The sequence below is a fragment of the Pseudomonas sp. EGD-AK9 genome, from assembly GCF_000465935.2.
Classification (GTDB): domain Bacteria; phylum Pseudomonadota; class Gammaproteobacteria; order Pseudomonadales; family Pseudomonadaceae; genus Aquipseudomonas.
In genome coordinates this window covers 1-13,336 of record NZ_AVOF01000984.1, presented here as the reverse complement: position 1 = coordinate 13,336, position 13,336 = coordinate 1, and the positions used below count along the sequence as shown (strand labels likewise).

Here is a 13,336-nt window from a genome sequence, read left to right as displayed (position 1 = left end):
AGGGTGCTGGCCAGCTGCTCGGCGCCGGCCGCCGAGCCGCGCCGGCCGGCCTTGGCGCCTTTGCGGATGCGCTCGATCTTGTCGAGAAACTCGGCGCCCAGCTGGGTGCTGATGGTTTGTCCGAGCAGTTCGCCGAGCAGGTGCACCTCTTCACGCAGGCGCGCATCGATTTCCGCCATATCGCCCTCTCCTTCCAAGCCGCGGCTTGCGCCACACAGGCCTCAAGAGTGCCCAGCGCGCCAACTTCTTACAAGGGCGCGACGCACGGCGCGGCGGCCGCGCGTAGTGGGTCTAGGCTTGAGATAGGCGCTTGCGGCGTCCGCCAGCCGGTCACCGCCGGCGCCGTCCATCAGGAGCCCTATCATGAAAATTCGAGAGTTGGTCAACCATTGGGAACAGAACGCCCGGGGCCGCCTGACCCCGAGTCAATACCACATCCACCTGGATATCGAAGCCGCCGCGCGCCTGGCGGCCCTGACCGAGATGTATCCCAAGCATCACGCCGAGGAACTGCTCGGCGAGCTGATCGGCGCGGCGCTGGAAGAGCTGGAGGCCAGCCTGCCCTACGTGCAGGGCAGTCAGGTGGTGGCGCAGGACGAACAGGGCGACCCGCTGTACGAAGACATCGGCCCCACCCCGCGCTTTCTCGCCCTGTCGCGCAAGTACCTGCGCGAGCTGAGCGCCCAGGCCAAGGGCGCGGCGCACTGAACGCCCGCTTGTCCGCCGGCGACGCGCCTTACTGCAGCGCCGGGGTGTCCTGGCCCATGCAGCGCACGGCCTGCTTCTTGTTGTCCACCAGCACGCCGGTGAGGCCCTTCTGCTGGGTGTCGAACAGCACCAGCACGCCGTCGATGCACTGCGCCACCTGGCTGGCCGGCTTCAGCGAGACCTTGTAGTCCTCGCCGGGCACGGTCTTGAGCATGGTGAAATCCGACAGCAGCAGGGCGTCCTCGGGCTTGGCCATGTGCAGGTAGCCGTAGTACCAGAGCACGCCGATGGTGCCGACTATGCTGGCGATGCCGGTGAGGATCAGGGGAATGGGGTCACGTTCGGTCATTGCGGACTCTCGATTGCGGATTCGGTGGCCGGCGGCCGGCGTTCGACGAAAGCCTGCGGGGCACTGACGAACTCCAGCAGCAGCTGGCGCCAGGCCGGCTCGGCGAAGGTTTGCACGTGTTGCCCGCGGGTCGCCTGGAAGGCGTGCGGCGGGCGCGCAGCTTGATACAACAGGCGACCATTGGCAAATGGCACCACCTCGTCGTCAGCGCTGTGCAGGATCAGCAGCGGCAGGCCTTCGAGGGCGGCGATGCCGTGGATGGCGCTGTCGCCGTCGGGGATCAGCCAGGACAGCGGCACCTGCAGCGGCCAGGTCAGCCAGGAGCGACTCAAGGCATGGCGGGCGACGCCGCGGTAGCTGGCCGGCACCCCGTCGAGCGCCAGGGCGTGCAGCGCCGCGCGGCGCTGCGGGCGTTCGCTCAGGTAGTGCACGGCCAGCGCACCGCCCAGGCTCTGGCCGAGCAGGATCAGCGGCTTGCCCTGCACCTCGGGCGCCTGCTCCAGCCAGGCGAAGGCGGCGTCGATGTCCTGGTACACCGCCGGCAGGCTGGGCTTGCCCTCGGACAGGCCGTACCCGCGGTAATCGAGCATCAGCACCTGGTAGCCCTGGGCCGGCAGCCAGTAAGCACCGCCCAGGTGCCAGGCCAGGTTGCCGCCGTTGCCGTGCAGGTGCAGCACCGTACCCTTGACTGCCAGCCCGGGCTTGGCCGGCAACCACCAGGCATGCAGGCGCGTGCCGTCGGCGGCGCTCAGGTGGATATCGCGGTACTCCAGCTCGGCCCGCGCCGGAGTGAACGGCAGCCCCGGTTCGGGATAGAACAGCAGGCCGCTGCAGCCGCTCAGCAGGCCGCCGAGCAGCCCGACCAGCAGCAGGCGCAGTTTACTTGCCACCGCCGCGCACCTCTTCGCGGGCCTGGAAGGTGGCGGCGTAGACGCGCTCGGCCAGGCGCGAGAACGGCAGGCTCTGGATCCACACCGTGCCGCTGCCCTTGAGCGTGGCCAGGAGGATGCCCTCGCCGCCGAACAGCATGCTCTTCAGCCCGCCGGCCAGGGCGATGTCGTAGTCGATGCCGTCGCTGAAGGCCACCAGGCAGCCGGTGTCCAGGCGCAGGGTCTCGTCGTTCAACTGCTTGCGGATCACCGTGCCGCCGGCGTGCACGAAGGCCAGGCCGTCGCCTTCGAGCTGCTGCAGGATGAAGCCCTCGCCGCCGAAGAAACCGGCGCCGATGCGCTTGTTGAAGCGGATGCCGATGCGCGTGCCGTGGGCGGCGCAGAGAAAGGCGTCCTTCTGGCAGATCAGCCGGCCGCCGACCTGGGCCAGGTCGATCGGCACCACGGTGCCCGGATAGGGCGCGGCGAAGGCGACCCGCGCCTGGGTTTTGCCGGCATTGCTGAAGTGGGTCATGAACAGCGACTCGCCGGTGAGCAGGCGCTTGCCGGCGCCCCACAGCTTGCCCAGCAGGCCGCTGGCCGAGCCGTCACCCATGCGCGTCTCGAAGCGCACGCCCTCGGTCATGTAGTTCATCGCCCCGGCTTCGGCGATCACCGTCTCGCCGGGGTCGAGGACGATCTCCACCGACTGCGCCGAGCTGCCGAGGATTTCGTAGTCGAGTTGATGGCTGGGCATGAAGCAGCTCCTTGCAGGTAAGCCCGGCGGCAATCCGGGCGTCGGGCTGAGCGACGTTGGGCTTCGCCGCTGCGCACCTCAACCCAACCTGCGACCTGCCACAGCCCCGCAGGTCGAGTTGAGCGCAGCGAAACCCAACGCAAGTCAGAGAATGTTCGCGTAGTCGGCTTCGATGCGATCCAGGCTCAGGTGGTTGAGGAAGTTGGAGAAGCACATCCAGGCCGACAGCGCATTCATGTCCTGGAACTGCGGCGGCAGGTACTTGGGCGGCCGCACCAGGCCCTCGTCCACCAGTTTGCGCAGGGTGCGCATGTCTTCCAGGGTGGTCTTGCCGCAGAACAGCAGCGGAATCTGCTCCAGCTTGCCCTTGCGCACCGCCAGCTGGATGTAGTTGTAGATCAGGATGAAACCCTTGAGGTAGGACAGGTCCTTGGTGAACGGCAGGCCGGTCGGCAAGGAGCCGCGGAACACCCGGCTGGCGTTGCTGTAGCCGCCTTCCAGGCCGTAGCCCTGCTCGCGGAAGAACTCGAACACCTCGAGGAAATCGGCGCCCTCCTCGGCCATGTGGATGGCGCGGGTGCGGTTGGTCAGCTTGCGCAGGCGCGTGGGGTAGGAGGCGAAGGCGATCACCTCCATCAGGATCGCCAGGCCCTCCTGGGTCACCGTCGACGAGGGCGGGCCCTTGGCCAGGAAGGTGCAGATCGGCTGGGCCAGACCGTTGAGCGTGGTGCCGACGTGCACCAGGCCTTCGTGCACCTCCAGCGCCTTGACGTCGCGCTCGTTGAAGCGCGCGTCGCTGCGGATCTTGATGTAGTCGGCGCCGGCCGCGGCATCGGCGAGGATGCCGTCGGACTCGAAGACGCGGATGGTGTCGTCGCCGAACACCCCGGCCAGGCGCTGCTGCAGGATGCTCACCGCATCGGTGGCGCCGAGCAGCTTGGGCTCGTCCTCGAGGTCGCCGCGGGCGGCGATGTTGTTGAGATAGTCCGAGAGCATCAGGCCAAGGTCGGCCAGGGTCGGGTCGCCGGCATGGAAGGCATCGGAGGCGGCGCCGTAGAGCTCCTGGCTGATCAGGCCGAAGTCCTCGGTACCACGCGCCTCGAGCATGCGGATGACCATGCGGTATTCCTTGCACATGCGCCGCATGATCTGCCCGACCGGGTTGAACTGGCCGAGCTGGCGGGTGATGTCGCGCTCGATGTTCTGAAATTCCAGCTTCTTCGCCGCGGCGTCGAAGGCCAGCGGGCGGCCCAGGTAATAGTCGCGATCCACCGCCGGCAGGGCCTTGCCCTTGGCCTTGAGGAAGGCGTCGCGGACGCCGTCGTCCCACTTCACCGCATCGAGCACGCGGATCGGCGTCTGCGCCTCGACGATGCGGTCGCTCAGGGCACGGATGCCCAGTTGGTAGTCGTCCAGTTTCTGCTGGCTGTTCATCGCAATTCCTAGTCGCCGGCCCGCTGGTAGCGCGCCACCTCGACGAACAGATCGGCGTTGGCCGGGTCGTCGAGGTAAGCGAACACCTGGTCCAGCGAGCTGGTGATCAGCGCGCCGTCGCCTTCGGGCATGCTTACCGTCTCGCCCTCCAGCAGGCCCTTGCTCATGTCCTGGAGGATGCGCTCGGTATCCAGGTTGTATACCACCAGCTCGTTGCTGCGGGTCAGCTCGAAACCGGCGATGGCGAAGTTGGCGCCCAGGCTCTTCGGCAAGCCGGCGGACAGGTACCAGCGGCGGCCGTGGTGGGCGACGGTGAAACCGAATTCCTCGAGGCTGTCGAGGTTGTCCGGGCTGCCCTCGTAGATGCGGGCCTTGTACAGGTTGGAGCCGGCCCGACTGACCTCCAGATAGAGCTGCTCGCCCCACTCGTCCTGACGGGTCCACTCGCCCAGCAGCGGCATGGGCGCCGCCTCGTTGGCCGGAATCGGGTCCTTGAAGGTGACCAGGCAACCAGTCAACAGCAGGAAGGACAAGGCGACCACTGCGCGCCAGGCTTTCATTTCGCTCTCCTTGTGAAGACCGTTCGACCCCGTGGCCGACGGTTTACAACCCCAGAACCAGGTTCATATAGCGTTTAAGGATGGCCAGCATTCCCTCGCTGTCCAGATGCTCGACGCCGTCCAGCAGGCCCTGATACTCCATCCGCACGATGGTGGCCGTCAACAGCACGGCATCCTGCTCCGGCTGGCGCGAACCGAGCACCTCGAAGAAGTGGGTGACGCCCTGCTGGAGGATCTGCCGGTGGGCGCGCACCAGGTCGCGCAGGCGCGGATTGAGCAGCGCTTCCTGCTGGAACGCCTGCTCGGCGATCAGGTGGTCGCGGCGTTCGCGCAACTGGCGCTGCACGTACTGCACCGCCAGCGCGGCGATCTCGTCGGCCAGCTGCCGGCGCGCCGCCTCGCTGCCGTCCAGACGACCGACCAGATTCGCCAGCAGGCCCTGGGTACTGTCCCAGAAGGCCGCCATCTGCGCCGCGCTGCGTTCGACGAACTGGGCGAAGGTGTCGGTGATGAGGTCGTCGATGTCCTTGAAGTAGTAGGTGGTGGCCGACAGCGGCACCTGCGCCTCGGCCGCCACCGCGCGATGGCGCACGGCGCGCACGCCGTCGCGCACGATGATGCGCATGGCGGCGTCGAGAATTGCCTGGCGGCGCTGCTCGCTGCCCTGACGGCTGGCCTTGCGGCCCTGGTACTGGACGCTTTCGGCGACGGCATTGGCCGCCTGGGTGGCACTCGGAGGGGCAGGCGCACGGCTCACGGCAGGTCGATCCTCTACGTTCCGGTTATGACATAGCAGAGTAATGGGTTCGGTAGACAAGCAAAAGATTGCGCAGTTGCCGGTGCCCGGCAGGCAGCCCGGGCGCAACAAAAAGCCGCCCGGAGGCGGCTTGTTGCGAGAACCTCAGGCCTGCGGGCGCATGTGCGGGAAGAGGATCACGTCGCGGATCGACGGCGAGTTGGTCAGCAGCATCACCAGGCGGTCGATGCCGATGCCTTCGCCGGCGGTCGGCGGCATGCCGTACTCCAGGGCGCGGACGAAGTCGGCATCGTAGTGCATGGCCTCGTCGTCGCCGGCGTCCTTGTCGGCCACCTGCTGCATAAAGCGCGCGGCCTGGTCTTCGGCGTCGTTGAGCTCGGAGTAGGCGTTGGCGATCTCGCGGCCACCGATGAACAGCTCGAAGCGGTCGGTGACGCTCGGATCGTCGTCGCTGCGACGGGCCAGCGGCGAAACCTCGAACGGATAGCGGGTGATGAAGTGCGGCTGCTCCAGCTTGTGCTCGACCAGCTCCTCGAAAATCATCACCTGCAGCTTGCCCAGGCCTTCGAAGCCGAGCACCTTGGCGCCGGCCTGCTTGGCGATGGCGCGGGCCTTGTCGATGTCGTTGAGGTCGGCGGCGGTGATTTCCGGGTTGTACTTGAGGATCGAGTCGAACACCGACAGGCGCACGAAGGGCTCGCCGAAGTGGAACACCTTGTCGCCGTAGGGCACGTCGGTGCTGCCGAGCACGGCCAGGGCCAGCTCGCGGAACAGCTCCTCGGTCAGGTCCATGTTGTCTTCGTAGTCGGCGTAGGCCTGGTAGAACTCGAGCATGGTGAACTCGGGGTTGTGCCGGGTGGAGACGCCTTCGTTACGGAAGTTGCGGTTGATCTCGAAGACTTTCTCGAAGCCGCCGACCACCAGCCGCTTGAGGTACAGCTCCGGGGCGATGCGCAGGAACATCTGCATGTCCAGGGCATTGTGGTGGGTCTCGAAGGGCTTGGCCGCGGCGCCGCCGGGGATGGTCTGCAGCATCGGGGTTTCCACTTCGAGGAAACCACGCTCGCTGAGGAAGCGGCGGATATGACCGATCACCTGCGAGCGCACGCGGAAGGTGTCGCGCACCTCCTCGTTGACGATCAGATCGACGTAGCGCTGGCGGTAGCGCTGCTCGGTGTCGGTCAGGCCGTGGTGCTTGTCCGGCAGCGGGCGCAGCGACTTGGTCAGCAGGCGCACGTTCTGCATGTCGACGTACAGGTCGCCCTTGCCGGAACGGGCCAGGGTGCCCTCGGCGGCGATGATGTCGCCCAGGTCGAAGTGCTTGACCGCGTCCAGCTGCTCGGCCGGCAGGGTCTTGCGGTTGACGTAGACCTGCAGGCGCCCGGAGGTGTCCTGGATGACCATGAAGGCGCCGCGGTTGAGCATGATGCGCCCGGCGACCTTGACCGGAATGGCGGCCGCTTCCAGCTCTTCCTTGGTCTTCTCCGCGTACTCTTTCTGCAGCTCGGCGCACAGGCTGTCGCGGCGGAAATCGTTGGGGAAGGCATTGCCCTGCTCACGGACGGCAGCCAGCTTTTCCTTGCGCTGGGCAATCAGCTTGTTTTCTTCGTGCTGCCGTTCTTCGTGGGAGAGGCTTTGCGGGTCGAGTTGTTGGTCGCTCATGGTCGTTATCTGCCTGACGCGTAAATGCAAATGGGGTTTGGGAGGGTTACAGGCCCTGCTTGAGGCTGGCCTCGAGGTACTGGTCGAGGTCGCCATCGAGGACCTTCTGGCAGTCGCTGCGCTCGACGCCGGTACGCAGATCCTTGATGCGCGAGTCATCGAGCACGTAGGAGCGGATCTGGTGGCCCCAGCCGATGTCGGACTTGGAGTCTTCCAGGGCCTGGGACGCGGCGTTGCGCTTCATCATCTCCAGCTCGTACAACTTGGCCCGCAGCATCTTCATGGCGGTGTCCTTGTTGGCGTGCTGGGAACGCTCGTTCTGGCAGGCCACCACGGTGTTGGTCGGCACGTGGGTGATACGCACCGCCGAGTCGGTGGTGTTGACGTGCTGACCGCCGGCGCCGGAGGAGCGGTAGGTGTCGATGCGCAGGTCGGCCGGGTTGATCTCGATCTCGACCTTGTCGTCGATCTCGGGCGAGACGAACACCGCCGAGAACGAGGTGTGGCGACGGGCGCCGGAGTCGAACGGGCTCTTGCGCACCAGGCGGTGCACGCCGATCTCGGTACGCAGCCAGCCGAAGGCGTACTCGCCCTTGATGTGCACGGTGGCGCCCTTGATGCCGGCGACTTCGCCCTCGGACAACTCGATGATGGTGGCATCGAAGCCGCGCTTGTCGGCCCAGCGCAGGTACATGCGCAGCAGGATATTGGCCCAGTCCTGCGCTTCGGTGCCGCCGGAGCCGGCCTGGATATCCAGGTAGCAGTTGTTGGGGTCCATCTCGCCGCTGAACATGCGGCGGAATTCCAGCTTCTCGAGGATGTCGCGCAGGCGTTCGACTTCGGCGACGATGTCGTTCACCGCGCCTTCGTCGTTCTCTTCGGCGGCCATTTCCAGCAGATCCTTGGAATCGGCCAGGCTGCCGGTGAGGTCGTCGATGGTCTCGACGATCTGCGCCAGCATGGCGCGCTCACGGCCCAGGTTCTGCGCGTACTCGGGGTTGTTCCAGACGCTGGCGTCTTCCAGCTCGCGGTTTACTTCGACCAGACGATCATGCTTGTGATCGTAGTCAAAGATACCCCCGAATGCTCTGGGTCCGCTCGGACAGGTCCTTGATGGCGTTGAGGATCGGATTGATTTCCATGGTAGTCGGCGCTCGCGGCAAATCGGACGGAAAAGCCGGCGATTATACCCGAGCCAGCACGGCCTGGCAGCCCGTTATGGGCGACCAATCAGCGCTCTCTGGATCAACGGCGCAGGCGTTCGCCTGAGCGCGGCCTCAACTGGGCTCGAGTTCGCGCACCGACACGCCCAGCGCCGGCCGCCGCGCGTCCTCGGCGATCAGCGTTGCGGCCTTCTCGGCGATCATCAGCACCGGCGAGCAGGTGTTGCCGGAGACGATGCTTGGCATGATCGAGGCATCGGCGATGCGCAGCCCGGCGATGCCGTGCACGCGCAGGCGGGCGTCGACCACCGCGTCGCGGCCCTGCCCCATGGCGCAGGTGCCCACTGGGTGGAAGATGGTGGTGCCGATCTCCCCCGCCGCCCGCTGCAGATCGTCCTCGCTGCGATAATCCGGCCCCGGTTTGTATTCCTGCGGACCGTAGGGCGCCAGCGCCGGGGCGGCGACGATGCGCCGGGTCAGGCGGATGGCGTCGGCCGCCACCTGCAGGTCGCGTTCGTCGCTCAGGTAGTTGGGCCGGATCGACGGCGCGACGCCGGCCTCCGCCGCGGCGATCTCGATGCGCCCGCGGCTGTGCGGACGCAGGTTGCACACCGAAGCGGTGAAGGCCGGGAAATCGTGCAACGGCTCGCCGAAACGCTCCAGCGACAGCGGCTGCACGTGGTACTGCAGGTTGGCGCGGGCCTGACCGGGATCGGATTTGGCGAAGGCGCCGAGCTGGCTGGGCGCCATCGACAATGGCCCGCTGCGCTTGAGCAGGTACTCCAGGCCCATGCCCAGCTTGCCCCAGGGGCTGGCGGCGATGCGGTTGAGGGTCTTTACGCCGTTGACCCGGTAGATCAGGCGCAGTTGCAGGTGATCCTGCAGGTTCGCGCCGACCCCGGGCAGCTCATGGCGCACGCCGATGCCCAAGCGTTCGAGCAGGGGCCTGGGGCCGATGCCCGAGCGCTGCAGCAGCGCCGGGGTGCCGATCGCGCCGGCGCACAGGACGATCTCGCGACGCGCCGCCACGCCGAGCGTGCGCCCCTGCCAGCGCAGCTGCAGGGTGCGGGCCCGTCCCTCGGCCAGTTCCAGGCGCTCGACCTCGGCACCGGTCAGCACCTGCAGATTGGCGCGCTTGCGGATACCGCGCAGGAAGGCCTTTGACGCATTCCAGCGCACGCCGCGCCGCTGGTTGACCTGGAAGTAGCTGCAGCCCTCGTTGTCGCCGCCGTTGAAGTCCTCGACGCTGGCGATACCGCTCTGCGCCGCGGCTTCCCGGAAGGCCTCGAGGATCTCCCAGGACAGCCGCTGGCGCTCGACCCGCCACTCGCCGACACCGCCGTGCAGCGCGCTGGCGCCGGCGAAGTGGTTTTCCGTGCGCTTGAACAGCGGCAGCACGTCGCGCCAGGCCCAGCCGGGATTGCCCGCCGCGGCCCAGGCATCGTAGTCGGCGGCCTGGCCACGCATGTAGATCATGCCGTTGATCGACGAGCTGCCGCCGAGCACCCGCCCGCGCGGGTACTTCAGCGCACGGCCGTGCAGGCCGGGCTCGGCCTCGGTGCTGTAGCACCAGTCGGTGCGCGGGTTGCCGATGCAGTAGAGGTAGCCGACCGGAATATGGATCCAGGGGTGGTTGTCGCGCCCGCCGGCCTCGATCAGCAGCACGCTGACGCCGGGGTCGGCAGACAGGCGGTTGGCCAGCAGGCAGCCGGCAGGGCCGGCGCCGACGATCAGGTAGTCATAGGCATCCAGGGGCGCTGGCGACATGGGCATCCTCGCGTGTCGTTCTGGTCATTGGCCACCAGCCTAGAACAGGCCGGGTGCGAGGATGAATGATCTTTTGGTCTGATAGACCCGGCCCGGGCCCCGACTCAGACCGCGCTCAGTTCGACCCGCACCTGGGCTTCCAGCTCGCGCTTGAGCGCCGGATCGAGCTTGAGCTGGCGGGACAGCTCCTCGAGGTAGGCCCGTTCCATAAAGTGCTCCTCGTCCACCATCAGCACGCTGGCGATGTACATCTCCGCGGCCATCTCCGGGGTGCTGGCGGCGCGCGCCACCTCGGCCGGGTCGAGCGGCTTGTTCAGCTCGGCATCCAGCCAGCGCAGCAGCTCGGGATCACCCGCCAGGGCGCCGATCTGCTCCTCGATCAGCTGGCGCTCCCTGGCATCCACGTGACCATCGGCCTTGGCCGCCGCCACCAGCGCCTTGAGGATCGCCTGGCTGTGCAGTTCGGCCTGTGGCGCCGGCAGGCGATCCACCGTCTGCGGCTCGGCGACCGGCCGCGCATTGGCCGCGCGCTGCTGCTCCTGCCAGTTGCCATAGGCCTTGTAGGCGATCACCCCGAGGGCGGCCAGGCCGCCGTAGGTGATGGCCTTGCTGCCGACCTTGCGCGCGCTCTTGTTGCCCAGCAGCAGGCCCAGCGCGCCGGCCGCAAGGGCGCCACCGCCGGCGCCCTTGAGCAGCGTGCCGAGGTCGCCACCACCCTTGCCACCGCTACTCGCGCCACCTGCAATGCCGCCGAGCAATCCACCCAGGCCGCCGGACGACGATGAGCCGGACTTCTGCTGCAGCAGGTCCTGGCCGGATTTGAGCAACTGGTCGAGCAGTCCACGAGTGTTCATCTGAGCCCTCCTTCAGGGGCGGAAAGTGACCCGATTCTAGCCCCGCGGTTTGCCGGGCGAGGCGTGGGCTGTGCTTCCGAATATTGCAGGCGCCAGGCAAAGCCCTTTTCGTTCGGTTAAAAAACGGCTTTATCCATTTTCGATGAACCATAACCCTGACAGCCTGCCCCCGGATAGCCCGTCATGCTGACCCCGCGCCAGATCCGCCACTTCATCGCCGTCGCCGAAACCGGCGCGATCTGCGCCGCCGCCCAGGCGGTGTTCATCTCCCAGTCGACCCTGACCCTGGCCATCCAGCAGTTGGAGGAAGAGATCGGCGTCAGCCTGTTCAACCGCCACGCCTAGAGCATGAGCCTGCCCACCAGGGCCACCAGTGCCTGCGCCAGGCGCACCTGATCCTGGCCAACTTGGAAGACCGCCACGCCCTGCAGACCGAGGTACTGACCCACTCACCGCCCCGCCTCTGGCTACGGCAAGGACCTGTCCAGCGACTCACTGCAGGACTACCGCGTGGTGCGCCACCTCATGACACCCCACGGACAACAACTAGACTGAATGAATACCCTGTTCGGCAGCGGTATTGCCGACATTTTGCTGCCCCAGTAACAGTCCACAAGAAGAGGGAATCCCAATGTCCGCGCCGAAAACCGCAGTGCTCAGCGCTCTCGCCACCGCCCTGCTCGCCGCAGGCGCCGTGCAGGCCGCCGCACCGCTCAAGACCCTGGGCCAGGCCGAGGGTCAGCTCAACATCATCGCCTGGCCCGGCTACATCGAGCGCGGCGAGACCGACAAGAACTACGACTGGGTCACCCAGTTCGAGAAGGCCAGCGGCTGCAAGGTCAACGTCAAGACCGCCGCCACCTCCGACGAGATGGTCAGCCTGATGGCCAAGGGCGGCTACGACCTGGTCACCGCCTCGGGCGACGCCTCCCTGCGCCTGATCGCCGGCAAGCGCGTGCAGCCGGTGAACATCGACCTGATCCCCAACTGGAAGAATGTCGACGAGCGCCTGAAGGACGCCCCCTGGCATGTGGTGGATGGGCAGCACTACGGCACCCCCTACCAGTGGGGCCCGAACGTGCTGATGTACAGCACCCAGGCGTTCAAGGAGGCGCCGACCAGCTGGAAGGTGGTGTTCGAGGAAATGACCCTGGCCGACGGCAAATCCAACAAGGGCCGCGTGCAGGCCTACGACGGCCCCATCTACATCGCCGACGCCGCCCTCTATCTGAAGGCGCACAAGCCGGAGCTGGGCATCAGCGACCCCTACCTGCTCAACGAGGAGCAGTACGCCGCCGCGCTGCAGCTGCTGCGCCAGCAGCACGCCCTGACCCACCGCTACTGGCACGACGTCACCGTGCAGATGAACGACTTCAAGAACGAGGGCGTGGTCGCCTCCAGCGCCTGGGGCTATCAGGTCAACGCCCTGCAGATGGAAAAGCAGCCGATTGCCTCGACCGTGCCGGCCGAGGGTGCCACCGGCTGGGCCGACACCACCATGCTGCATGCCGAGGCCAAGAACCCCAACTGCGCCTATGCCTGGATGAACTGGTCACTGGAACCCAAGCTGCAGGGCGACCTGGCCGCCTGGTTCGGCTCCAACCCGGCAGTGCCGGCAGCCTGCAAGGGCAACGCCCTGCTGACCGACGAAGGCTGCAAGACCAACGGCTTCGACAACTTCGACAAGATCGCCTTCTGGAAGACCCCGCAGGCCGAGGGTGGCAAGTACGTGCCCTACAGCCGCTGGACCCAGGACTACATCGCCATCATGGGTGGCCGGTAAAAGCCACCCTGGTTCGACGGACTCGTAGGGTGGACGAGGCCTTGTTCGTCCACCAGCCGGCAACGCTGGTGGATGGATAAAGCGCCATCCACCCTACGACTGCGCGGCCAGAACAACTTTCAAACCTCGATGGCTCTCGTAGGGTGGACGACGCCTTTTTCGTCCACCAACCGGCACCGTCGGTGGATGGATAGAGCGCCATCCACCCTACGCGATGGCAGGCCTGCCACCGCTGTTCACCGTTGTACATCCACCACCGACTCTCCCGTCTTGTGTCGGCAAAACCCAACCCGGGCGAGACGGTGGTGGATGGCTTATATCCTGGAGCTTTTGTTATGACCCTTGCAGTGCAATTCACCGATGTCTCCCGCGTGTTCGGCGAGGTCAAGGCCGTCGACCGGGTGTCCATCGACATCCGGGACGGCGAATTCTTTTCCATGCTCGGCCCCTCCGGCTCGGGCAAGACCACCTGCCTGCGCCTGATCGCCGGTTTCGAGCAGCCCAGCGCCGGCTCCATCCGCATCCACGGCGCCGAGGCCGCCGGGCTGCCGCCCTACCAGCGCGACGTCAACACGGTGTTCCAGGACTACGCCCTGTTCCCGCACATGAACGTGCTGGAGAACGTCGCTTACGGCCTCAAGGTCAAGGGCGTGGCCAAGGCCGAGCGCCTGGC

At 66.7% G+C, this 13,336-nt stretch carries 14 protein-coding genes and 1 pseudogene; 4 read left to right on the top strand and 11 right to left on the bottom strand.

Going from position 1 to position 13,336, the window contains the following annotated elements; translation table 11 throughout:
• On the bottom strand, positions 1 to 179 hold a 179-nt coding region (locus N878_RS29805), incomplete at its 3' end, for a phosphoenolpyruvate carboxylase (protein ID WP_177342960.1).
• Between the two features lie 184 nt (positions 180 to 363).
• Here N878_RS29805 and N878_RS26150 point away from each other — a divergent pair.
• Positions 364 to 708 carry a hypothetical protein gene (locus N878_RS26150; protein ID WP_021446420.1) on the top strand — a complete coding sequence of 115 codons (345 nt, stop codon included), beginning with the start codon at positions 364 to 366 and terminating at the stop codon, positions 706 to 708.
• A 28-nt stretch (positions 709 to 736) separates the two neighbouring features.
• On the opposite strand, the gene N878_RS26145 is transcribed toward N878_RS26150, so the two are convergent.
• From N878_RS26145 to N878_RS26095, 10 genes are all read right to left on the bottom strand, one after another.
• A complete protein-coding gene (locus N878_RS26145; RefSeq protein ID WP_021446419.1) occupies positions 737 to 1,057 on the bottom strand; it encodes a hypothetical protein in 321 nt (106 codons plus the stop codon).
• Positions 1,054 to 1,947 carry an alpha/beta hydrolase gene (locus N878_RS26140; protein WP_021446418.1) on the bottom strand — a complete coding sequence of 298 codons (894 nt, stop codon included), beginning with the start codon at positions 1,945 to 1,947 and terminating at the stop codon, positions 1,054 to 1,056. Before N878_RS26140 ends, N878_RS26145 begins: the two co-directional genes overlap by 4 nt.
• Positions 1,937 to 2,683, bottom strand: a complete 747-nt coding sequence (locus N878_RS26135; protein ID WP_021446417.1) for a TIGR00266 family protein — start codon at positions 2,681 to 2,683, stop codon at positions 1,937 to 1,939. The genes N878_RS26140 and N878_RS26135 overlap by 11 nt, the downstream gene beginning before the upstream one ends.
• Before the next feature lie 144 nt (positions 2,684 to 2,827).
• Complete coding sequence (locus N878_RS26130) at positions 2,828 to 4,117, bottom strand: flavohemoglobin expression-modulating QEGLA motif protein (RefSeq protein ID WP_021446416.1); 1,290 nt, start codon at positions 4,115 to 4,117, stop codon at positions 2,828 to 2,830.
• Positions 4,118 to 4,125: 8 nt separating this feature from the next.
• Complete coding sequence (locus N878_RS26125; protein ID WP_021446415.1) at positions 4,126 to 4,677, bottom strand: hypothetical protein; 552 nt, start codon at positions 4,675 to 4,677, stop codon at positions 4,126 to 4,128.
• A 43-nt stretch (positions 4,678 to 4,720) separates the two neighbouring features.
• A complete protein-coding gene (locus N878_RS26120) occupies positions 4,721 to 5,434 on the bottom strand; it encodes a TetR/AcrR family transcriptional regulator (protein ID WP_021446414.1) in 714 nt (237 codons plus the stop codon).
• A gap of 144 nt (positions 5,435 to 5,578) precedes the next feature.
• Positions 5,579 to 7,096 carry a lysine--tRNA ligase gene (gene lysS / locus N878_RS26115; RefSeq protein ID WP_021446413.1) on the bottom strand — a complete coding sequence of 506 codons (1,518 nt, stop codon included), beginning with the start codon at positions 7,094 to 7,096 and terminating at the stop codon, positions 5,579 to 5,581.
• 46 nt (positions 7,097 to 7,142) lie between these two features.
• A protein-coding gene (gene prfB / locus N878_RS26110; protein ID WP_156350974.1) for a peptide chain release factor 2 occupies positions 7,143 to 8,238 on the bottom strand; the annotation gives its coding sequence in 2 pieces (ribosomal slippage) (positions 7,143 to 8,165 and positions 8,167 to 8,238; 1,095 coding nt in all).
• Between the two features lie 135 nt (positions 8,239 to 8,373).
• On the bottom strand, positions 8,374 to 10,026 hold the full coding sequence (locus N878_RS26100) for a GMC family oxidoreductase (protein ID WP_021446410.1): 1,653 nt from the start codon (positions 10,024 to 10,026) through the stop codon (positions 8,374 to 8,376).
• A gap of 104 nt (positions 10,027 to 10,130) precedes the next feature.
• The gene (locus tag N878_RS26095; protein ID WP_021446409.1) at positions 10,131 to 10,880 is read right to left on the bottom strand and encodes a tellurite resistance TerB family protein; all 750 of its coding nucleotides are present in this window, start codon (positions 10,878 to 10,880) and stop codon (positions 10,131 to 10,133) included.
• 183 nt (positions 10,881 to 11,063) lie between these two features.
• Between N878_RS26095 and N878_RS28095 the strand changes: the two are divergent.
• From N878_RS28095 to N878_RS26085, 3 genes and pseudogenes are all read left to right on the top strand, one after another.
• Positions 11,064 to 11,350 (top strand): annotated as a pseudogene (locus N878_RS28095) (LysR family transcriptional regulator); the annotation flags it as partial.
• Positions 11,351 to 11,511: 161 nt separating this feature from the next.
• Positions 11,512 to 12,663, top strand: a complete 1,152-nt coding sequence (ydcS, locus tag N878_RS26090; RefSeq protein WP_021446406.1) for a putative ABC transporter substrate-binding protein YdcS — start codon at positions 11,512 to 11,514, stop codon at positions 12,661 to 12,663.
• Between the two features lie 335 nt (positions 12,664 to 12,998).
• A partial coding sequence (locus tag N878_RS26085) for an ABC transporter ATP-binding protein (protein ID WP_031304303.1) occupies positions 12,999 to 13,336 on the top strand: 338 nt, incomplete at its 3' end.